At 69.2% G+C, this 19,697-nt stretch carries 18 protein-coding genes and 3 pseudogenes; 12 read left to right on the top strand and 9 right to left on the bottom strand.

Annotated elements, in window-relative coordinates; genetic code table 11:
• Positions 1-630: 630 nt before the first annotated feature.
• Positions 631-930 (bottom strand): annotated as a pseudogene (locus tag ACZ3IC_RS28850) (ATP-binding protein); the annotation flags it as partial.
• Positions 931-2,684: 1,754 nt separating this feature from the next.
• Between ACZ3IC_RS28850 and ACZ3IC_RS28845 the strand changes: the two are divergent.
• A complete protein-coding gene (locus ACZ3IC_RS28845) occupies positions 2,685-3,032 on the top strand; it encodes a DUF6191 domain-containing protein (protein WP_467420830.1) in 348 nt (115 codons plus the stop codon).
• An 87-nt stretch (positions 3,033-3,119) separates the two neighbouring features.
• Positions 3,120-4,217, top strand: a complete 1,098-nt coding sequence (locus tag ACZ3IC_RS28840; protein ID WP_467420828.1) for an IS630 family transposase — start codon at positions 3,120-3,122, stop codon at positions 4,215-4,217.
• A 224-nt stretch (positions 4,218-4,441) separates the two neighbouring features.
• On the opposite strand, the gene ACZ3IC_RS28835 is transcribed toward ACZ3IC_RS28840, so the two are convergent.
• Positions 4,442-5,407 carry a pirin family protein gene (locus tag ACZ3IC_RS28835; RefSeq protein ID WP_467420825.1) on the bottom strand — a complete coding sequence of 322 codons (966 nt, stop codon included), beginning with the start codon at positions 5,405-5,407 and terminating at the stop codon, positions 4,442-4,444.
• A gap of 177 nt (positions 5,408-5,584) precedes the next feature.
• Between ACZ3IC_RS28835 and ACZ3IC_RS28830 the strand changes: the two genes are divergently transcribed.
• Positions 5,585-5,944, top strand: a complete 360-nt coding sequence (locus ACZ3IC_RS28830) for a tetratricopeptide repeat protein (RefSeq protein WP_467420824.1) — start codon at positions 5,585-5,587, stop codon at positions 5,942-5,944.
• 158 nt (positions 5,945-6,102) lie between these two features.
• Positions 6,103-6,289 (top strand): annotated as a pseudogene (locus tag ACZ3IC_RS28825) (5-methyltetrahydropteroyltriglutamate--homocysteine methyltransferase); the annotation flags it as partial.
• Between the two features lie 228 nt (positions 6,290-6,517).
• Here ACZ3IC_RS28825 and ACZ3IC_RS28820 read toward each other — a convergent pair.
• Positions 6,518-7,960 (bottom strand): dihydrolipoyl dehydrogenase family protein, encoded by a 1,443-nt coding sequence (locus ACZ3IC_RS28820; RefSeq protein WP_467420823.1) that lies wholly within the window; start codon positions 7,958-7,960, stop codon positions 6,518-6,520.
• A gap of 115 nt (positions 7,961-8,075) precedes the next feature.
• Here ACZ3IC_RS28820 and trxA point away from each other — a divergent pair, with 115 nt between their 5' ends.
• On the top strand, positions 8,076-8,447 hold the full coding sequence (gene trxA / locus ACZ3IC_RS28815) for a thioredoxin (RefSeq protein ID WP_467420821.1): 372 nt from the start codon (positions 8,076-8,078) through the stop codon (positions 8,445-8,447).
• Positions 8,448-8,534: 87 nt separating this feature from the next.
• Here trxA and ACZ3IC_RS28810 read toward each other — a convergent pair whose 3' ends face one another.
• Positions 8,535-8,864: a hypothetical protein gene (locus ACZ3IC_RS28810; RefSeq protein ID WP_467420818.1), complete on the bottom strand. Its 330-nt coding sequence runs from the start codon at positions 8,862-8,864 to the stop codon at positions 8,535-8,537.
• Positions 8,865-9,019: 155 nt separating this feature from the next.
• Between ACZ3IC_RS28810 and ACZ3IC_RS28805 the strand changes: the two are divergent.
• A pseudogene (locus tag ACZ3IC_RS28805) lies at positions 9,020-9,196 on the top strand (type II toxin-antitoxin system PemK/MazF family toxin); the annotation flags it as partial.
• On the opposite strand, the gene ACZ3IC_RS28800 reads toward ACZ3IC_RS28805, so the two are convergent.
• Positions 9,181-10,017, bottom strand: coding sequence for a TIGR02452 family protein (locus ACZ3IC_RS28800; RefSeq protein ID WP_467420817.1), 837 nt, complete (start codon positions 10,015-10,017; stop codon positions 9,181-9,183). The pseudogene ACZ3IC_RS28805 and the gene ACZ3IC_RS28800 overlap by 16 nt on opposite strands.
• 150 nt (positions 10,018-10,167) lie before the next feature.
• On the opposite strand from ACZ3IC_RS28800, the gene egtA reads away from it, so the two are divergent.
• Genes egtA through egtD form a run of 4 tightly spaced genes read left to right on the top strand, consistent with a single transcriptional unit; the run spans position 10,168 to position 14,595 of the window.
• Positions 10,168-11,487, top strand: a complete 1,320-nt coding sequence (egtA, locus tag ACZ3IC_RS28795; RefSeq protein ID WP_467420814.1) for an ergothioneine biosynthesis glutamate--cysteine ligase EgtA — start codon at positions 10,168-10,170, stop codon at positions 11,485-11,487.
• The gene (egtB, locus tag ACZ3IC_RS28790; RefSeq protein ID WP_467420812.1) at positions 11,484-12,881 is read left to right on the top strand and encodes an ergothioneine biosynthesis protein EgtB; all 1,398 of its coding nucleotides are present in this window, start codon (positions 11,484-11,486) and stop codon (positions 12,879-12,881) included. The genes egtA and egtB overlap by 4 nt, the downstream gene beginning before the upstream one ends.
• The gene (egtC, locus tag ACZ3IC_RS28785) at positions 12,881-13,636 is read left to right on the top strand and encodes an ergothioneine biosynthesis protein EgtC (RefSeq protein ID WP_467420810.1); all 756 of its coding nucleotides are present in this window, start codon (positions 12,881-12,883) and stop codon (positions 13,634-13,636) included. Before egtB ends, egtC begins: the two co-directional genes overlap by 1 nt.
• On the top strand, positions 13,633-14,595 hold the full coding sequence (egtD, locus tag ACZ3IC_RS28780; RefSeq protein ID WP_467420807.1) for an L-histidine N(alpha)-methyltransferase: 963 nt from the start codon (positions 13,633-13,635) through the stop codon (positions 14,593-14,595). Before egtC ends, egtD begins: the two co-directional genes overlap by 4 nt.
• Here egtD and ACZ3IC_RS28775 read toward each other — a convergent pair.
• Positions 14,538-14,927, bottom strand: a complete 390-nt coding sequence (locus tag ACZ3IC_RS28775; protein WP_467420805.1) for a hypothetical protein — start codon at positions 14,925-14,927, stop codon at positions 14,538-14,540. The two genes, egtD and ACZ3IC_RS28775, sit on opposite strands and share 58 nt — an antisense overlap.
• A gap of 90 nt (positions 14,928-15,017) precedes the next feature.
• Positions 15,018-15,815 carry a GNAT family N-acetyltransferase gene (locus ACZ3IC_RS28770; RefSeq protein WP_467420803.1) on the bottom strand — a complete coding sequence of 266 codons (798 nt, stop codon included), beginning with the start codon at positions 15,813-15,815 and terminating at the stop codon, positions 15,018-15,020.
• A 290-nt stretch (positions 15,816-16,105) separates the two neighbouring features.
• On the opposite strand from ACZ3IC_RS28770, the gene ACZ3IC_RS28765 reads away from it, so the two are divergent.
• A complete protein-coding gene (locus ACZ3IC_RS28765) occupies positions 16,106-16,321 on the top strand; it encodes a dodecin (RefSeq protein ID WP_467420802.1) in 216 nt (71 codons plus the stop codon).
• Positions 16,322-16,387: 66 nt separating this feature from the next.
• On the opposite strand, the gene ACZ3IC_RS28760 is transcribed toward ACZ3IC_RS28765, so the two are convergent.
• A complete protein-coding gene (locus tag ACZ3IC_RS28760) occupies positions 16,388-16,876 on the bottom strand; it encodes a phosphatase domain-containing protein (RefSeq protein WP_467420800.1) in 489 nt (162 codons plus the stop codon).
• 12 nt (positions 16,877-16,888) lie between these two features.
• Positions 16,889-17,968: a hypothetical protein gene (locus ACZ3IC_RS28755; protein ID WP_467420798.1), complete on the bottom strand. Its 1,080-nt coding sequence runs from the start codon at positions 17,966-17,968 to the stop codon at positions 16,889-16,891.
• A gap of 256 nt (positions 17,969-18,224) precedes the next feature.
• Here ACZ3IC_RS28755 and ACZ3IC_RS28750 point away from each other — a divergent pair, with 256 nt between their 5' ends.
• On the top strand, positions 18,225-19,595 hold the full coding sequence (locus tag ACZ3IC_RS28750; RefSeq protein WP_467420797.1) for a polysaccharide pyruvyl transferase family protein: 1,371 nt from the start codon (positions 18,225-18,227) through the stop codon (positions 19,593-19,595).
• Positions 19,596-19,697 lie beyond the last annotated feature (102 nt).

The raw sequence follows: 19,697 nt of genomic DNA, 5'->3' as shown, positions 1-19,697 counted from the left end.
CCTCGAACACTGATCCGTAACTACACCTTCGGCATCTGCCGAACCTCCTTCAGTGAAGCTCACTCAACTCGTGCGACCTCGTGTCGCACCCCCGGGCTCCGAGTACTACGGCGACTCCGCCACGATCTGGCGTCATCAGCGGGCATTGCGCCTGCCCGCCGCCCGGCCGACTGCCGGACGGGAAGGGCGATGCCAGATCGCTTCCCCACGTTCACTGAGGATCGCCGTGACGGCTTCGGTGCCCAGCTATACCCCGGCAGCATCGCCACGGACCGCACATCGCAGTCTTGGTCCGGGCCTCCCATCACCCATCGGATGAAGGTGGCGGGAGAGGAGAAGCCATCGGCTACGGCGATCTCCAGCACTGCAAAGCGGCCCATCCACCAGGTTCGGCAGGCCGCTGACGACTCACGGGACGTCAACCACTGGTTCAGTTTCCTTGCACCCATTCCGTCTTCGCTTGCGGGCACGAACCGCCTGGTGGTGTCGGTCCGCCCCTACGTTGTCGAGGCTGCTTCCGGCCTCACCCCCAACCCGGGGCTCAGCCTGCCTCCAGCTTCAACCGGTCCCTGCGAGGACCGGCGGCGGGCCTCGCATCCCGCGAGATCCATCAGCGCCTCGTGGCGCACAGCCGAGTTCGTCGATGCAGAGCAGGTCGACGCGTCCGTAGCGGGCGATGGTCTTGTTCAGCTGCTTCTCGTCCGCGGCCTCGACCAGCTCGTTGACCAGCTTCGTGGCGAGGGTGTAGCGGACGCGGTAGCCCTTCATGGCGGCTTCGGTGCCCAGCGCGATGAGCATGTGGGACTTGCCGGTGCCGGAGTCACCGATGAGGCAGAGGGGCTGGCTCTTCTTGATCCACTCGCAGCTGGCGAGGGTGTGGATGGTGGCCGGGTCGATGTTCGGATTGGCATCGAAGTCGAAGGACCGCAGTTATCTGGGGTAGCGGTGAAGGAAAGTGCGGCATCAACCGCCTCAAGCGCCACCGCGCGGTGGCGACGCGGTACGACAAGCTCGCCGTCCGCTACGGCACGAAGTGCAGACGGCCGGACAGCCTGTCGGGCAGGGCCGGAAGGGAGCCACCCCGCGGGAACTCCCGGTCGAAGAAGACGCCTTCCGCGCCGGCCGGTGCCAGCACCACCCCGGAGGAGGATGATCCGCTTGCCGGTCACGTCCGAGCCGTCGGGGAACTCCTGCGAGAGGTCGTAGTAGAAGTCCGCCCACCATCCGGGGTCGAAGGGGGCGCGGGCGGCGGCCTCGGCGAGCCGCTCGACCCAAGAGGCGAGGCGCTCGGGCGGCGGTTCGAGGCGCGTGCCCACACTCCTCGCCAGAGACACCAACCGCCGCAGCCGTACGGGGTGCAGCTCCGGGTCGAGGAGATCCGCGCCCCCCGCGGCGGCGACCGCGTGCGGGGTGAAGACCGTGGCGTGCTCCTTGCCCTCCCACAGCACTGCCTGGTGCAGGGAGGTGCGCGTGCCGGACGGCGTGGCGATCACCGGGATGAGCGGCACCTGGGCGATGCCGTGGCCCAGCCGCTGGAAGGCCGAGGTGAGCCGGGTCAGTGCCGTGGGCGACCGCCAGCACATCAGGTCGACCAGCGCTCCGGCAGGAACGGGTGCGCGTCCGTCCGCCGTGGCGAGCACCGCGCGGGCACACGTCTCGGCCACGGTGTCGAGCAGCAGGCCGTTCCACGGCACCGCCTCGTTGAACGAGCGCCGGTTCATCTCCGCGAAGAACGGAGCGTGGACGAAGCCGCGCACGGGCGCCGCGCTCTGCTCGCCCATCGGCAGGAAGGTGTACAGCCGCCCCTCCCGCAGAGGATCGGCGACCGGCACGGCGACGCGTACCTCGGCCTTCTTCTCCCAGGCCATCCAGTCGCGTCTCATCCCGCTCTTCTCGATCGACGCGGCGAGCGCCTCCCGGGCGCGGTCCGGGTCGGCCTTCCCGCAGACGACGATCAGTCGCATCCGCCGGCGCAAGGTGACCTGCTGCACCTTCAGGCCACGGGTCCGGTGCAGCACCTCCACCTGACGGTCGTATGTCCTGCGCCGGGTCTCCTCCGCGGCCCGCCACTCCAGCCGGACACGTTCCAGGCGGTCGAGGAACAGCTCGAACGGGGCGCTGCCGTCCATGAGTTCCCGCACCTGCGCCCCGGCGGCCGAGCGCGCGTCGGCCGACTTCAGCGGCAGGCGGACGACGGTGACGAAGCCCCGGCGCGCGAAGCTGTGGACGGCTGGACTGGCGTAGCCCCCCCCCTGGACGGTCCCTACAACCTGTGCCATGTGGTACCCAGAGAGGAGCCAACCACCAGGATCGGCGCGTCTCCCGGCCCGTCAACGCGGTGTCGCAGGGTTTCGATCACCGTCTCACCCACCCGACGACGCTCTCATGCATGACTGGGTCCTCGTCGCCGGGGCGAACCGAGCGGCCGTTCCCTCTTCGGAAGGCCCAGACCCAGTCATCTCGTGCGGCTCCAGGGAGCCAAGGATGTCGGCATTGTGGGGTCGCCACAATGCCGCGCCTCCCGTAGATGGCATCCCCCACCACCATGGAACGGGCACAGGCACCAGCACGGCCACTCCACCACTACGAGCCAGCGCGGGCCCCGACTACGTGGAGCCGACCCGCTCACCACAGTCAGCCGACCAGCTAGTGGCTCGGCTCGCATCGTTCGCCGGGTAATCGACATGCTGCCTGGTGGTCAGCAGACTGTCGGCAGGCAAACGCCGGCGTCCGGGAGGCGACACCCTTTGCTGTTTACGATTGGCAGTATCGTCATTGCTCTTTGGCTTGTCCTCTTCACATGGGTCGGCTGGCGTCGGCGCAAGCATGGCGGTGGGGGAGCGTCGGCTGTTGAGACGTGGACCGAGCTTTTCCATCCATCACAACGACACGTCCAACAAGAGCGGGAACGCCAACTCGTCCTCCGAGACGACGCCGACTCTGGGGAACCGCCCAGCTCTGTCGACCTCGACTCCGGCAAGGCGTTCATCCGCCCCGGGCAGGGCTGCGCGAGCAGGCACGACGCGTCCTAATGGCTCGCCACGTGACCTTGGCCGGTTCATCGACGTGCGGCTCGTCGCCCAGCAAACTGTCTCCAAGTCCTGATCTTGGAGGTGGTCGTGGGGCGTCGACCGAGTGTGTTCGTCCGGCCGGTGAGCATGGAGGAGGGCCGGAAGCTGCAGCGGATCAGCCGGACCGCGAAGGACCCGGTGAAACTCCGTCGGGCGATCGTGGTGCTGATGTCCGTCCAGGGCCAGGCGGTCAAGGACATCACCGTGCTGATGCAGGTCAGCGAGGACTACGTCCGTGATGTCATCCACGCCTTCAACGAGCAGGGGCTGGACGCACTGGACCCAAAATGGAGCGGGGGACGCCCCAGGACGATCAGTGACACGGTGCGCGAGCGCATCTGCCTGATCGCCCGGACGTCCCCCGCCGACTGGAAGATCACCGCTTTCTCCACCTGGAGCCTGAGCAAGCTCGCCGACCACCTCGTCAAGCAGAAGGTGATCGCGGCCATCAGCCGGGAGACCCTGCGTCGGATCCTGCGCGAGGGCAAGATCTCCTGGAAGACCACCACCACGTGGAAGACGTCTGCCGACCCGGAGTTCATCGCCAAGATGCACCGCGTCCTGGCGCTGTACGACACCCCGCCTGCCGACGGACGGGTGATATGCGTCGATGAGTTCGGGCCGCTGAGCCTGATGCCCCGCAAGGGCAAGGCGTGGGGGCCGGTGAGGCGTCCGCGCAGGCTGCGGGCCACCTACAACCGTTACGGTGGGGTGAGGCAGATGCTCGCCGCCCTCGATCTGGCCACCGGCAAGCTGTACTACCGCATTCGCCCGCGCAAGCGGTGGCGCGAGTTCCTCGACCTCCTCAAGGCTCTGCGCGCCCGCTGGCCCGGGCAAAAGCTTTATGTGGTGCTGGACAACTTCTCCCCGCACAAGCACGCCAACGTCCGCACCTGGGCAGCCGACAACGACATCGAGTTGGTCTTCCTGCCGACCTACGGCTCCTGGCTGAACTGGATCGAGGCCGAGTTCGCGGCTCTGCGCTACTTCGCACTCAACGGCACCGATCACCGCAGCCACGACGAACAGAACGCCGCCATCACCGCCTACGTCCGCTGGCGCAACACCCGAGCGGAACCGAAGACCAACTTCGCGCCCGACTCACCGATCCGGTCATGGACCGATTACCCGACCAAGGCTGCGTGACGAGCCACTAGAACCCAAGCTACCAGTCCCTGACGCGCCGTCAGTAAAGTCAGCATTGGGTCAGCATTAGGTCTACCAAAGCTGCTTGCACGCGACCACACCTTGGAATCCCGGGCGCGTGCGACGGAAGCCTCCACCGCGACGAGGGACCGATTCCGCTTCTGCGTACGGGCCCCAGCTGCCGCGACCACGAGTGCACAGGACCTCACCCACATCAATACAGCTCAGCGCACCCTTCCTCGCGATTTAAGCGCCACAGTCGGCAGCTGGGGAGCGGACAGCCGACCTCCGTCGTAGCCCTCCACTTCCCCGAACCGGGCACTAGTCATCCAGTCCGCACGAGCCTGTGCGATATCCTCATGCGACCGCCCGATGAAGTTCCACCACATGACGATCTCCTCCTCGAAGGGTTCGCCTCCGAGGAGCATGAGGCCCGCATCGGTATCTGCGCGCAATGGGAGCTCGGTGCGGCCGCAGCCGAGGTAGAGCATGGATCCGGGCAGCACGGGCACGCCGTCGACCTCGGCCTGGCCGGACATCGAGAGCACCGCGTACTCGAAGTCCGGGTCGAGCGGCAGACGGGCCTCCGCGCCGCCGGACAGGGACAGGTCGGCGCCGACGATCGGGGAGTATGCGGTGCCGGGCGAGGTGGCTCCGTCGAGTTCACCGAGGATCAAGGTGGCGGTGAGGCCAGGGGCGGTGACGGTCGGCAGTTCGGCGTGGTGCTGGAAGTGCGGCTCGACGTGGCGGTGGGCATCCGGCAGGGCGACCCAGAGCTGAGCGCCGTGCAGAAACCTCGTGTGGGGCTTCGGGCTCTCCTCGGAGTGGCTGATGGCCCGGCCGGAAGTCATCAGCCCCAGCTCGCGCGGGCGGATCGTCCGGAGACTGCCGAGGCTGTCCCGGTGCAGGACCTCTCCGTCGTGCAGCCAGCTGACCGTCTGCAGGCCCATGTGGGGGTGGGGCGGCACTTGCATCCCAGGTTCGCCGGCAATGTCGTCGGGGCCGTAATGGTCGACAAAGGCCCATGCGCCTACCATCCGGCGCCCCAGATTGGGCAGCAGCCTGCGAACCTCGGTGGACTCACCCAGCTGGACATGGCGAGGAGCGAGGAGTTCACGTACGGGCTCGGCGACGACGAAGCCCCGTCCTCCGCAGACGGAGAGTGCGGCCTGGCGATCGAGATTACTCATGGCGCTCAACCTATTCCCGTATGAGGCCGGGGTGCCGGTACCCACGCCGATTATTTAGTGGAATATTCAATCACTATGCCGTGTTCCGGCAAGTGAAGGATGGCTGAGCGTATAGCTGGGTCAGTGGATGGACGGGCCGCGAGCGATCCGGGGACGGTCCGTGTACGAGGAGGTCAAGTGAGCGACACCTATTTCGAGTTCGGGACGGCCGCCGACCGCTGGGACCGTGCGCAGATGTTCTTCGAAGCGAAGGAGTACATGACCGCGGCCCGGATTCTGGAAGGCCTGGTCGAGGAAGTGCCCGAGCAGGTCTCCCCGCGTCTGCTGCTGGCCCGGGCCTACTATCACTCGGCGCGGCTCGGCAGGGCCGAGACAGAGCTGCGCGCCGTTCTGGAGCGCGACCCGGTGGAACACTATGCCCGGCTGATGCTGGGCCGCACGCTTGAGCGCCAGGGGCGGAGCGCGGAGGCGAGGGGTCATCTGCGGATGGCGGCGGCGTTCTCCGGGGACTTCGACGCGGATGGGGCCGGGCTCTAATCGGTAGCGAGGGGCACTGCGCGCGCTGCTCCTGTTCGCCCGCGACCGGGGGGTGAGCTGCGTGCACGGTGACACCGACCTGGACAACCTCGCGTCCCAGCACGTCATGACAGCCGTCGGCATGCGTCTGGTGAAGGAGGACGCACAGCTGAAGCACGGTCCAGGGCGTGATCACCGACCCCGTCACCCTGCTCGCCTGGTCCTTCGTCCGTGACGACCAGCCGCTCGGCGAAACCGCCCACCAGGTCGACCTCGCACGAGGTGAACGACCTTGTGACGGCAGGCAGTTCAGTGATCCAGGTCGACGAACCCGCGCTGCGCGAGACGCTGCCGCTGCCGGCAGCTCTGCCCGGCACCGCCCCCGGTCACTGACCGCGGCACGGCCGGGACGGGTGGCTGTGCCAATGCCCGTGCCGAGCCGTGCCACCTCCGGGTGGATGCAGGAAGTGTGGTCCGTACCAAAGCCTTGACACCCGCGGCACCCCTACACGACGTCGCTGCTCGCGGCCGTCGTCACGTTCGGTACGCGTGCCGCCCGGCCGGGGGAGCTGCTGGAGACGGGCGGGGCGGGGCCTACGCGTCCCGGTACGCCTCCAGTAGGCGCAGCCAGACCTCACTGATCGTCGGATATGCGGGCACGGCGTGCCACAGCCGGTCGATGGGGACCTCGCCCGCGACCGCGATCGTCGCCGAGTGCAGCAGTTCACCGATGCCCGGTCCGACGAAGGTGACACCCAGCAGGATCTCCCGGTCGAGGTCCACGATCACGCGGGCTCGGCCGCGGTAGCCGTCCGCGTACAGGCCGGAGCCCGCCACCGCGGCGAGGTCGTGGTCGATGGCGCGTACCCGGTGGCCGGCCTGCTCGGCCTCGGCGAGGGTGAGGCCGACCGATGAGGCTTCGGGGTCGGTGAAGACGACCTGGGGGACGGCCGCGTGGTCGGCGGTGGCCGCGTGGGCGCCCCAGCGGTCGGTGTCCAGGAGCGGGACGCCCGCGGCGCGGGCGGCGATCGCTGCGCCCGCGATGCGCGCCTGGTATTTGCCCTGGTGCGTGAGGAGCGCCCGGTGGTTGACGTCGCCGACCGCGTAGAGCCAGGTGGTGCCGTCGACACGGCAGGTGTCGTCGACGGTGAGCCAGGATCCGGGCGTCAGGCCCACCGTTTCCAGGCCGAGGTCGTCGGTGCGCGGGGCACGGCCGGTGGCGAAGAGGATCTCGTCGGCCTCGACGCACTCGCCGTTGTCCAGTTCCACAGTCACTGGGCCGTCCGGGGCCGCACGCCGTACCGAGGTCGCCGAGACTCCTGTACGGATGTCGGCGCCCGCCTCCGTCAGCGCCTGGGCGACCAGCTCGCCCGCGAAGGGTTCCATCTTCGGCAGGAGTCCCTTGCCGCGGATCAGCATCGTCACCCGGGCGCCGAGGGCCTGCCAGACGGTGGCCATCTCCACCCCGACCACACCGCCCCCGATGATCACGAGGCGGCCTGGCACCTTCTTGGCGCTCGTGGCCTCCCGGCTGGTCCAGGGGCGGGCCCCGTCCACCCCGGGCAGGGCGGGGACGACGGCCCGGCTGCCGGTGCAGACGGCGACGGCCCGCCGGGCGGTGAGCCGGTGTTCCGTGCCGTCGGGGGCGGTGACGGAGACCGTTTTCTCACCGGTGAGCCGGCCCCGGCCCCGGTAGATGTCCGCTCCGATGCCCTCCAGCCAGGTGACTTGTCCGTCGTCCTTCCAGTGCGAGGCGTAGGCGTCACGGCGGGCGAGGACCGCTGCCGTGTCCAGTGGTCCCTGCACCGCGTCGCCGAGGCCCGGGAGGCGGCGGGCATCGGCTCGGGCGACGACCGGGCGCAGCAGGGCCTTGCTGGGCATGCAGGCCCAGTACGAGCACTCGCCGCCGATGAGTTCCGCCTCGACGACCGCCGTGCTCAGCCCGGCGGCACGCACCCGGTCGGCGACGTTCTCACCCACCGGACCCGCTCCGATCACCACTACGTCGTACTCGGTGTTCAGGGAAGCATCTGTCATGGGGACAGTCTGGTCGTGGGTGTGCGCGGCGGCCACACGGGCAGGCGGAATAGGTCAAGTACCGACACCGTTGTGTCGGACAGGTCCGAGCGGGCACAGGAAGAGGTAGCAGAGCATGAGCACCGTTGAGCTCACCAAGGAAAACTTCGATCAGGTCGTCAGTGACAACGACTTCGTCCTGATCGACTTCTGGGCTTCCTGGTGCGGCCCGTGCCGGCAGTTCGCGCCGGTCTATGACGCGGCGTCCGAGCGCCACGACGACCTGGTCTTCGCCAAGGTCGACACGGAGGCGCAGCAGGAGCTGGCGGCGGCCTTCGAGATCCGTTCCATCCCGACGCTGATGATCGTCCGGGAGAACGTGGCGGTGTTCGCACAGCCCGGAGCGCTGCCGCAGGCGGCGCTGGAGGACGTCATCGGACAGGCCAGGAAGCTGGACATGGACGAGGTCCGCAAGTCCATCGAGGACCAGCAGAAGGAGCCGAAGTAGACTGACTCCGGGGGCACATGAGCATGGTCAGGGGCCCGACCGGTCCGGTCGGGCCCCTGACCATGGCCGGAAACGGGCGGCCCGGACTCAGCTGTCGGCAGTGCTTTCAGCATCGCTGTCGGCGTTGCCGTCTGCGTTGCTTTCGGCGTTGCTTTCGGCGATCTTCTCCTTGATCCGGACCGAGAGGCCGTAGTCCAGCTCGGCGCCGTCGACCAGCAGGGCCTCGACCGTGCGTGTCGCCGGGTCGATGTCCGCCACGACGCCTTCGCCCGAATACCGGGGGTAACCCGATGCCCCCGTCTCGCCGGTCGCCGCCACGACCGCCGAGCGGATGGCGCCGCCGGGCTCGGCGGCATCGGTGGTGTCCTCGGTGAATCCGGGGACCAGCAGGATCTCGTAACTCTGCGGATGACTCATGGTCATGACGCTAGGCAAGCGGCGTGCGGTGCGCACCTTGCCGCGCTGCTGCACTCTGCGGACTCGGCGCCTCAACCGGACACGCGGTGGACCGTGCTGGCCCGCAGCAGGTCGTGGTACTCGGGGGGCGCCGCCGGGGTGCTGCACCAGTCGGCGAGTGGACGGCGCTCGGGGCCGGACCGTGGGACAGCTCGGGCCGCCCGTCCTGGGTCGATCTGGACCGTGTCCTGCGGGTGCACAAGGACGGAATGCGACATGAGGCGTGCGCACTGGACCGCGAGCGGTTCGATCTGATCGCCGGCCGGCTGCGGGATCGCTACGGCTGGAACTGACCGTCGAACGTCCGGGTGAAGGCGGACCTGGTGGCGGAATCGGGGCTGCGGTCGAGGATGCCGAAGACGATCTGCTCGAAGTGCCCGGCGAACCTGCCGCCGTCGAGAAGCAGCGCCCGGAACGCACCGGCCACTTGCGCGGGGTCGTTGCGGAACACGCCGCAGCCCCAGGCGCCCAGCACCAGCCTGCGGTACCCGCGCACCGCCGCGACCTCCAGCACCCGCTCGGCCCGGGACGCGAGCGCGGCGGGGATGCGGTGCGCCTCCTCGAGGGTGCGACTGCGGATGACTCCGGCATTGGGTGCCGGGGAGGTGAGGAAGCCCGCAGTGTACGGGGTGCCGAGCAGTCGCCCCCGGTCGTCGCGGAACACCGGTACACCGGGTGAGTAAATCACCCGGTCGGAGTAGAAGGCGCTGCGTTCGGCGCGGTGGTGGGCGTAGTAGTCGGGGGCGCGCAGCAGCGTGGCGTACAGGGCGGAGCCCCTGCAGAGGGCTTCCTCCTGGGCCTGTGCGCCCTTGAGATATCCGCCTCCGGGGTTGCGGGCGGAGGCGTAGTTCAGGACGGCGACCTTGCCGGGCCCCTCACCGGTCATCCGGCGTGCCGCCTGCAGACTGCTCTCGTCGGTGACTTCGACAACCGGTGTGCGGTCGGAGTCGAGCGCCGCGACGGGCACCGGTTCGGGGCCGTACAGCCTGGTTCCCGAGAGTGCGGTGGTCAGCACACGCTCGATACTCACCTCACGCCCTTCCGGCGTGCGGTAGCGGCCGGCCTCGACTATGGCCTCGGTCTCGCGCGCTATGCCGCGCAGCCGTGCGCTCATCGACGCTCCCCCATGTGGTGCATACGGGGCATGCTCGACGCTCCAACGGCATGGATGCAACCGAATTTCCGACGCACACAGGCACTCTTGTGCGATCCCCCCGTAAGGGTTTGGGTGGTACGGACGAACCGAGAGGAAGGAGATCCCGGCATGTCATCCGACACACCCGGCAACCACGGTCCGCCCGGCCAGACCCCGCCCCTCGGCGAGGGCGAGGCGGAGGATTTACTGCGCTGCATCTGTTTCAAGACCGGACCGCCCCGCATGGTCGGCGTCGAACTCGAATGGCTCATTCACCACCGCGATCGACCCCGCGTCCCTGTCCCCCACCACCGTCTCGACGCGGCCGCCGCCATCCTCCGGGCCCTGCCCCTGAGCGCGGCGCTCACCTTCGAACCCGGCGGCCAGCTGGAGCTCAGCTCGCGCCCCGCCGACTCCCTGATGGCGTGCATCGATGCCACCGCCGCCGATCTCACCGCCGTACGTGACGCCCTGGACCGGGTGGATCTCGCACCGGTGGGTCTCGGCGTCGATCCTTGGCATCCTCCGCGCCGTCTGCTGCACGAGCCCCGTTACGACGCCATGGAGATCTCGCTCGACCGGTCGGGACCGGCGGGCCGCGCCATGATGTGCACCACCGCATCCGTCCAGGTCTGTCTGGACGCCGGAGAGGAGGAACCCGGTCCGCTCGGCTACGGGCGGCGCTGGCAGCTGTCCCATCTGCTGGGCGCGGTGCTGGTGGCGGTCTTCGCCAATTCCCCCCTCCAGCACGGCCGCCCGACACCGTGGCGTTCCACCCGGCAGTCGCTCTGGGCCGACCTCGACCCCTGGCGGCCCCTGGCGCCGCCCGGTCATCTGCCGCCACGCAAGGCCTGGGCCAGGCACGTCCTGGACACCCCGGTGATGTGTATCCGGGACGACGAGGGGCCGTGGGCCGTGCCGGAGAGTCTGACCTTCCGCGACTGGATCCGTACCGGCGCGCCGAGACCACCGGTGCGCGCCGATCTCGACTACCACATCAGCACCCTCTTTCCGCCCGTGCGCCCGCGCGGACACCTTGAGCTGCGCATGATCGACGCGCAGCGCGGCGCGGACGGGTGGCTGGTGCCACTCGCCGTCACCACCGCTCTGTTCGACGACCCGGAGACCGCCGAGACCGTGTACCGCACCGTCAAACCGCTGGCCGAGACGGCTGGGCCATGGCCCGCGCCGCGCAATCCCCTGTGGGTGAACGCCGCCCGTGACGGCCTGACCGATCCGGAGCTGCGGGCGGCGGCCACTGCCTGCTTCGAGCTCGCGCTGGAGGCGCTGCCCCGGTTGGGAGCGACGACGGCCGTGCAGGAGGCGGTGGCCGACTTCAACGACCGTTTCGTCGCCCGGGGCCGATGTCCGGCCGACGATCTTCCCGAGCTGCTGGCGCTGGGTTCAGCGGGTGGCTCGGGCGACCGCATCGAGGGACCCCGCTCATGACCGACTCTCCTACACCCGCCACTTCCGGACCGAACAGATCGAACGGACCGAACGGACCTAACGGACTGAACGGACCGGACGGACTGAACGGGGCAGACGCCGAGGCCCTCCGGCAGCGTGCCCTCGCCGCGCTGATCACCGCGCGCGAACGCACCACGCTTCTCACCGACAGTGTGGACGACCATGAACTTACCGCCCAGCACTCGCCGTTGATGTCCCCGCTGGTCTGGGACCTCGCACACATCGGCAATCAGGAGGAGCTGTGGCTGCTGCGCGGCGTGGCCGGGCGGGAGGCGATGCGCCCGGAGATCAACGGGCTGTACGACGCCTTCGAGCATCCCCGGGCGACCCGCCCCTCCCTGCCCCTACTGGCGCCCGCCGAGGCCCGTTCGTACGCGGCGGAGGTACGCGTTCGCGCACTGGACGTACTGGACGGTGCGGCGCTGGACGGTGACCGTCCGCTGGTACGGTCGGGATTCGCCTTCGGCATGATCGCCCAGCATGAACAGCAGCACGACGAAACGATGCTGATCACTCATCAGCTCAGATCGGGACCTGCCGTGCTGACCGCACCGGTGCCGCCCGCACCCACCGACGCGGCGAATCTCCCCGCCGAAGTCCTGGTCCCGGACTGCCCGTTCACCATGGGCACATCCACCGAGCCGTGGGCCCTGGACAATGAACGCCCCTCCCATGTGCGCGACATACCGGGCTTCTTCATCGACACGACCCCGGTCACCTGCGGTTCGTACCAGCGGTTCATCGAGGACGGCGGCTACGCCGAGCGGCGCTGGTGGGCCCCCGAGGGATGGGCGATGGTCCGCGAGCACGAACTCACCGCTCCGCTGTTCTGGCACCGGGACGCCGGTCAGTGGCTGCGCCGCCGCTTCGGAGTGACCGAGACGGTGCCCGAGAGCGAACCCGTACTCCATGTCAGCTGGTACGAGGCGGACGCCTACGCCCGCTGGGCCGGACGCCGGCTGCCCTCCGAGGCGGAATGGGAGAAGGCGGCGCGCCACGACCCGGCGTCGGGGCGTTCGCTGCGCTATCCGTGGGGCGACGAGGACCCGACCCCCGAGCGGGCGAACCTGGGTCAGCGCCATCTGCGTCCGGCACCCGCGGGGGCATACACCGCGGGCCAGTCACCCCTCGGTGTACGGCAGTTGATCGGTGACGTATGGGAGTGGACGTCGAGCGACTTCCTGCCCTATCCGGGTTTCTCGGCGTTCCCGTACCGCGAGTACTCCGAGGTGTTCTTCGGGCCGGCCCACAAGGTGCTGCGCGGCGGCTCGTTCGCCGTGGCCCCGGTGGCGTGCCGGGCAACGTTCCGCAACTGGGACCTGCCGGTGCGGCGCCAGATCTTCTCCGGATTCCGCACAGCGAGGGATATCTGATGTGTCGCCATATCGCTTATCTGGGGCCCCCGGTGGCTCTCGGCGAATTGCTGACCCGACCACCGAACAGTCTTGTGCGCCAGTCCTGGGCGCCCAGACACCAGCGGCATGGGAACGTAAACGCCGACGGTTTCGGCGTCGGCTGGTACGCGGACGGCGATCCGGTGCCCGGACGCTACCGGCGCCGGGGCCCGGTCTGGGGCGACCAGACATTCGCCGATCTGGCCCGTGTGGTGCGCACCGCGGCGCTGCTCGCCGCGGTACGCGACGCCACCGAGGCGGGTGCCGACGGCGAGGCGGCGGCCGCGCCGTTCGCCGCCGGAAGGCTGCTGTTCAGCCACAACGGTGCGGTGAAGGGCTGGCCCGAGTCCCTGGTACCGCTCGCCGCCGCGCTGCCCCCGGCCGAACTGCTGACCCTCACCGCCCGTAGCGACTCGGCCCTGGTCTGGGCCCTCGTACGGCACCGTCTCGCCGACGGCGACGAACTGCCGCAGGCCGTCGCCGACACCGTGCTCGACGTGGCGGGGGCGGCGCCGCAGTCGCGGCTGAATCTGCTGCTCACCGATGGCGCCACGATCGTGGCGACGGCCTGGGGCGACACCCTGTGGTACCTCGCCGAGCCCGGCCCGCGCACGGTCGTGGCCTCGGAACCGTACGACGACGATCCGCACTGGCGCTCGGTCCCCGACCGGACGTTGCTGACGGCGACCCGCGCCGAAGTTCTGCTGACCCCGCTCAAGGAGCCCACTGAGTGAGTCCCTTTCTGCTGACCCGCACCCTGCCGGTGGACACGACGGACGCGGCGCTGCGCGCCGATGTGCTGCACGGTCTGACCCGGAACCCGAAGACGCTGCCGCCCAAATGGTTCTACGACGCGCACGGAAGTGAACTGTTCGAGGAGATCACCCGGCTCCCCGAGTACTACCCGACCCGCGCCGAGCGCGAGATCCTGATCGACCGCGCCGGAGAGATCGCCGCGGCGTCCGGGGCGCAGACCCTGATCGAGCTGGGATCGGGGTCGTCGGACAAGACCCGGCACCTGCTGGACGCACTGCCCGCACTGCACAGTTACGTACCGGTCGATGTCAGCGAGAGCGCGCTGCGCGGCGCCGTCGAGGCCCTGCTCGCGCAGCGCCCCGGCCTCTGTGTGCACGCTCTGATCGCCGACTTCACGGGCGGTCTCGCGCTGCCGGTCGCCCCGGGGCCGCGGCTGATCGCGTTCCTGGGCGGCACGATCGGCAATCTGCTGCCCGACGAGAGGTCGGTGTTTTTGAAGTCGGTACGATCGCTGCTTTCCCCCGGCGACGCGTTGCTGCTCGGCACGGATCTGGTGAAGGACGAGGCGGTGCTGGTCGCCGCCTACGACGATGCGGCCGGGGTGACTGCGGATTTCAACAAGAACGTACTGAGGGTCGTGAACCGGGAGTTGGGAGCGGACTTCGACCCGGTCGACTTCGATCATGTGGCGTTGTGGGACCGGGAGCGGGCATGGATCGAGATGCGGCTGCGGGCCCGTAAGGCGCTCACGGTGAAGATCCCGGAACTGGATCTGGTGGTGACCTTCGAGGCAGGCGAGGAGTTGCGTACGGAGGTGTCGGCCAAGTTCCGCAAGGAGGGCATCCGGGCCGAACTCGCCGCAGCCGGTCTGAGGCTGGATCAGTGGTGGACGGATTCCCAGGACCGGTTCGCGCTGTCGTTGGCGACAGCGGTCTGAGCGAGGCGGGCCGGGGCGCGGCGGTCGGGCAGGCTGCCCGCCCAGATCGGCGGCAGGACGCGGATCTGGGCGGTCAGCCCGGCCGCCGTCACCACCCGCCACAGTGAGGCGATGGGCGGATCGACGCCGACGACAGCGGCCGCACCGGCGGGGCGGTGTGCTCCGCAGATGTGGAACCCTCGCGGCCGGGCGGGTGGTCGCCCACCACGCCCTCGCGCCCCTTCCGACCCATGGCGACAGTGCAGCACGGCTCCGCTGTGCGGTAGGTGATAGGACGGGGTGCCCAGCACCCCGGCCAGGACGAAGGTGCACCCGGCTAGCAGCAGGGTCACGGCCGCCGGGCGGGGCCGCGCGGGGCTGCCCGGGGCCGTCGTGAACCGCGCAGGTGAGCGGGGTGCGGGGTGCGGTGGGCAGCCAGGGGTTCATCGCAGCGGGGCGAGGGCGAGGAAGTGGCGCAGGTAGCGGGGATCGGTGCGGCGCAGCGACAGCAGTACGTACAGGTCGGCGACGTTGAAGTCGGGGTCGTACGCGGGCGCCCCGCAGACCCGGGCGCCCAGTCGCAGATAGCCGCGGAGAAGCGGCGGGAGTGTGGAGAGTCCGGTGGGCACTTCCCCCCGCCCTGCGACTCCGGCGGTGGGCTGCCAGAGGCGGTGGGGGGTGACCCAGTGGTCCTCGGGTGCCAGGTACTGCGTCCGTACGGTTTCCCATGCCCCGGCCGCCGCGACGCCACCGTCGGAAAGTGGTATCGAGCAGCAGCCGGCCAGCCAGTTGTGCCCGGTGCGTTCCATGTAGCGGGCGAGTCCGGCCCAGATCAGCGCGATGACGGCGCCGTCCCGGTGGGCCGGGTGGACACAGGACCGGCCGACCTCGACCAGGTCGTCGCGGATCGGGCCGAGCCGCCCGAGGTCGAACTCGCTCTCCGCGTAGAGGCGTCCGGCGATCCGTGCCCGGTCGGGCGGCAGCAGGCGGTAGGTGGCGACAATGTCCCCGGTGTCCTGCTCCCGTACCAGCAGATGGTCGCAGTACGCATCGAACGCGTCACTGTCCAGACCGGGTTCGGCTCCTTCCAGCCTGGCACCGAGCTCACCCGCGAAGACCAGATGGCGCAGTCGCTGGGCCGCGCGTACCTCGTCCTCGTCGACGGCGAGGGACACCTGGTAGCGAGGCGGGGCGGGAACAACGAGAGCGGCGGGGAGGGAGGTGACGGGCAGCGCGTTCATGACGGTCTCCGGGGACGGATCGGCAAGGGCGGCCGCCGGGCCTTCGCACCGCTGCGAAGGCCCGGCCCCTTACTTCTTCCGTGACCGGCTGGATTCGACATGACCGCGTGGGAGAGCCGGGATGTGCGAAGGCTGAATCCCCGGTGTGTCCGAGGCGCTCGCACGGGCGTGGCCGGATTTTGGTATGGACCATCGCCCGTCAAGGCCCGCTCTCGACACATTCCGCACAACGATCTCTCGCGTACCCGGGCCGGGTGGGGCACCGTGGTAGGGACGAGAGGAGACAAAACATGTCGAATCACATCTACCGGGTTACCGAAATCGTGGGATCCTCCCACGAGGGCGTCGACGACGCCATCCGCAGAGGCATCGCAAGGGCTTCGGAGACATTGCACAATCTCGATTGGTTCGAGATCACACAGGTTCGCGGGGAGATCAGAGATGGCCGGATCGAGCACTTTCAGGTGGGCCTGAAAGTGGGCTTCCGGCTCGACGAGACGAGCTGATACGGCGCGATCGGGATCAACTCGCGTCCGACCGCTTCCGCTTCGCCGAATTCAGGCGTGCCGCGTTCAGGTACGGCCCACGCGCTCCTGCGCGTCCTTGAACGCGGGCGACACCTTCGCCCAGCGGGCCCGCACCACGGCGAAACCGGCCTGCTCCGCCGCATCGCAGACGAGTTCGTCGTCATCGACCAGCATCCGCACCTCGCGCTCCCGGCCCAGCCGCTTAAGGATTTCCAGCTTGGTGTGCCGGGCCGGCCTGCGGTCATCGTTGCGGCGCATGTACAACGGCCCCTCGGGCAGCCCTTGTTCCGCCAGCCACGTCATGGTGTCCCGGCGGCACCGCTCGGGCCGTCCGGTGAGGTACCTGACCTCGCACTCCTCTGCGCTGCTCAGCACCAGCCGCACCCCTTCGGGAATCGGAGGGTCGTCGACGGCGGCGGAGAAGAAGCTGCCCCAGTCGCGTCGGCGGCCCTCCAGGTAGTGCTGCCGGTGACCGCTGTGCGCGAGTGTGCCGTCCAAGTCGAATACGGCCAGGGGCCGGTGATCGCTGCTCACACCCCCAGCAAATCAGACCAGCGCGACCACCAGAAGCACCAGTACGACCACCCCGGCCACCACTGCGGCGACCCGCTGGGACCGGCGCCGCGACCAGATCGGGAGGACTTCCGGGCCGTCGTGCCCGGGGAAGACATAGAAGACGTGGTCCGGATCGTCGGGGATCGCGACCGCGACCAACGGCAGCCGGCCGATGTCGACCCGCCTGGCTACTTCGCCCTGGCGCGGCACGAGGGCCGATTCGACGGCCTCGCGGTGTGCCGAGTCCAGACCGTCGGGCAGCGGGTCGCCGGCCGAGGTCAGAGTGTCCCGATCCCACGCACCGACGCGTCCGGCCTGCTGCCTCACGCGCAACGGCGGCGCCGGCTCGGGCAGTTTCAACTGGATCCGGTCGGGCGCCTGTCTGACCGAGCCCCCGGTCCACAGGGTGACCAGGCCCGTACCGTCGCACGGCGTGTGCTCCCGCGACCGCTCGCCCGCACAGACCGGGCAGACCCTGAAGCCCGTATCCTCGCACTGCGGACACTTTTTGGTGCCCCAACCCCGACATTCCGGGCAAGCGGTGCGGGGCTTGTGACACTTCACACAGGTGGTCCGCCCGGCAGGAGGCTTCTCCCGCGCCGACTCGGCTGCCGTGCGGTCCTTGCGGCGCTCGCCCGTGCCGTCGCACCAGGTGCACGGCTCGACACCCTTGCAGGACGGGCACATCGGGCCGGTGTCGCAACGCAGCCTTCCCCTGGCCCGGCACCGCGCGCACGGCTGGCGACCGTCGTCGCAGCCGCAGGGCGCCGTTCTCACCGAGCCGCGGAGCACGAGCTCCACCGTCCGCGACACCGTCGGATCCTTCGGCGACTCGACGGGATGGTCGCGCAGATCACCTTCATAGGTGGGCCGCCCCGACATGTCGTACGTGCCGGGCCTGCTCTCCGGCCGCGTGGTACGCGTCTCCACGCACCGAACGATTCGCAGGTCGAGCATCGGGAGCCGGGTGATGTCGGCGCCTGCCCGCCGCAGTTGCGGCCCCTGTCCAGGTCGGCCGATGTGCCGGGCGATCGCTTCGAGGATGTCATCCTCGGACAATGAGTCGGCCATGACCGCGCTTCCACCTCCCCGGTAGGCGCCCCCGCGCGCAGGAGGCAGCGTACGGGCGGGGCCGTCCGGCGCTCAAGAGGGCATCGCGGGACCGCCTCGGGGAGCCGTAACCCAAAAGTACCCGCGCTCCCGCTCGCGCGGATGTGTGATCATGCCCTTACGTTCCGCGTGGATCGCAATGTTTGTACAGGATGCACGTGGAACCAAAGGTGTTTGTAAAGCTATATTCAGGTTTGTGGCCTCCAACGTTAATCATGTGAAGCGAATACTCCTGCGTTCAGGGAAGAGCCCCTACGACGTCGTCCCTGTCGAGCGCGCTCTCCATGAGGACGTGTTCGCCACCAACTCGGGCAACCTGATCTTCAGTGACGCCGCTCACAAGATCCTGGAGACGCCACGTTCGGAGGTGGTGTCGAACGGCATCACCACCAGGGTCGCAGACGCCGACCGGATCAACAGCGAGTACGACGTCTTCGTCATCCCGCTCGCCAACGCCTTCCGGCCGTCCTTCGAGCGCCAGTTGGAGCGCCTGACGCAGCTCATATCCAAACTGAAGATCCCGGTCGTCGTCCCGGGTGTGGGCGCCCAGACCGGCGTCGACTACTCCGCGGACCGGCTGCGGCCCATGCAGTCAACGGTTTACGCGTTCGTCTCGGCCGTGCTCGACCACAGCGCCTCCATCGGCGTACGCGGGGAGTTCACCGAGCGGTATCTGCGAGACATGGGTTTCCGCGACGTGGACGTCATCGGGTGTCCCTCGATGTTCCTCAACGGCACCAAGCTCGACATCCGGGCAAGCGGGCGGGCACTCGGGCCCGAGTCACGGATCGCCGTCAACGGATCGCACGACGCCGTGCGCAAGCACAAGCTCGATCGGATCATCAACCGTACCCACGCGCGCTACCCCCATCTCCGGTTCATCGGCCAGAACATCTCCGAGGCACGTCAGCTGCACTGGCGCGATCTGTCCCATCAGAACGCCTCGCTGACCGACATCCCCACCCATCCAGACCACCCCATGTACAGGGAGGACAAGGTGCGGGTCTACATCGACCCGGTCACCTGGATGGACGACCTGCGGGGCTTCGATTTCTCCTTCGGCTCCCGGATCCACGGCAACATCGCGGCGCTGCTGGCCGGGACGCCCGCCACCGTGCTCTGCGGCGACTCCCGGACGCTGGAGCTGTGCCGCTACTTCGACATCCCGCACCGGATGCTCACCGAGGTCCCCTCCGACCTCGACCCCGCCGAGCTCTACGCCGAGGCGGACTTCGGGCCGCTGATGCGCGGCCATCAGGAGCGGTTCGACCGGTTCATGAACTTCCTCGACAAGAACGGCCTGGAGAACACCTTCGCCCACGGCGACGGCGGCGCGGACTTCGAGGCACGGATGAGCACGCTGGCCTTCCCCCCGGGCGTCCGGCCCTGGGTCGGCGCCGACGCCGCCACGATGGGTGCGCGTCTCAACTGGCTTCAGTCCCAGCTGACGGTACTCACCGCCCAGAACGCCCAGCTCAAGCGGAAGCTCTCGAAGAGCCCCACCCCTCCCGTCCAGCGCTCCACGTACCAGCGGGCGCGCAGTGTCGTGGGAAGGCCCATCAGGCGCGCCCTGCGTCCCTCGCGGTAGAAGCCCCGCCCCATCGATCCAGACTCGATCCGAGGCCGGTCCGGCAGGACCGGCCTCCGGTCGTTCCGGGCCCGGGAGACTGTCCGGCTGCCCGGCGCCGAC

The sequence above is a fragment of the Streptomyces sp. NPDC002958 genome (assembly GCF_055563255.1).
The sequence above is the reverse complement of the archived record's forward strand: the minus strand, read 5'-3'. Positions and strand labels throughout refer to the sequence as shown.

What these genes read in the sequence shown, in the direction of transcription:
- egtA (WP_467420814.1), top strand. Translation starts at nt 10,168, where the DNA reads ATGTCATCCGACACACCCGGCAACCACGGTCCGCCCGGCCAGACCCCG.
- ACZ3IC_RS28820 (WP_467420823.1), bottom strand. Translation starts at nt 7,960, where the DNA reads ATGACAGATGCTTCCCTGAACACCGAGTACGACGTAGTGGTGATCGGA.
- ACZ3IC_RS28810 (WP_467420818.1), bottom strand. Translation starts at nt 8,864, where the DNA reads ATGAGTCATCCGCAGAGTTACGAGATCCTGCTGGTCCCCGGATTCACC.
- trxA (WP_467420821.1), top strand. Translation starts at nt 8,076, where the DNA reads ATGAGCACCGTTGAGCTCACCAAGGAAAACTTCGATCAGGTCGTCAGT.
- ACZ3IC_RS28800 (WP_467420817.1), bottom strand. Translation starts at nt 10,017, where the DNA reads ATGAGCGCACGGCTGCGCGGCATAGCGCGCGAGACCGAGGCCATAGTC.
- egtB (WP_467420812.1), top strand. Translation starts at nt 11,484, where the DNA reads ATGACCGACTCTCCTACACCCGCCACTTCCGGACCGAACAGATCGAAC.
- egtC (WP_467420810.1), top strand. Translation starts at nt 12,881, where the DNA reads ATGTGTCGCCATATCGCTTATCTGGGGCCCCCGGTGGCTCTCGGCGAA.
- ACZ3IC_RS28765 (WP_467420802.1), top strand. Translation starts at nt 16,106, where the DNA reads ATGTCGAATCACATCTACCGGGTTACCGAAATCGTGGGATCCTCCCAC.
- ACZ3IC_RS28845 (WP_467420830.1), top strand. Translation starts at nt 2,685, where the DNA reads ATGCTGCCTGGTGGTCAGCAGACTGTCGGCAGGCAAACGCCGGCGTCC.
- ACZ3IC_RS28770 (WP_467420803.1), bottom strand. Translation starts at nt 15,815, where the DNA reads ATGAACGCGCTGCCCGTCACCTCCCTCCCCGCCGCTCTCGTTGTTCCC.
- ACZ3IC_RS28755 (WP_467420798.1), bottom strand. Translation starts at nt 17,968, where the DNA reads ATGGCCGACTCATTGTCCGAGGATGACATCCTCGAAGCGATCGCCCGG.
- ACZ3IC_RS28835 (WP_467420825.1), bottom strand. Translation starts at nt 5,407, where the DNA reads ATGAGTAATCTCGATCGCCAGGCCGCACTCTCCGTCTGCGGAGGACGG.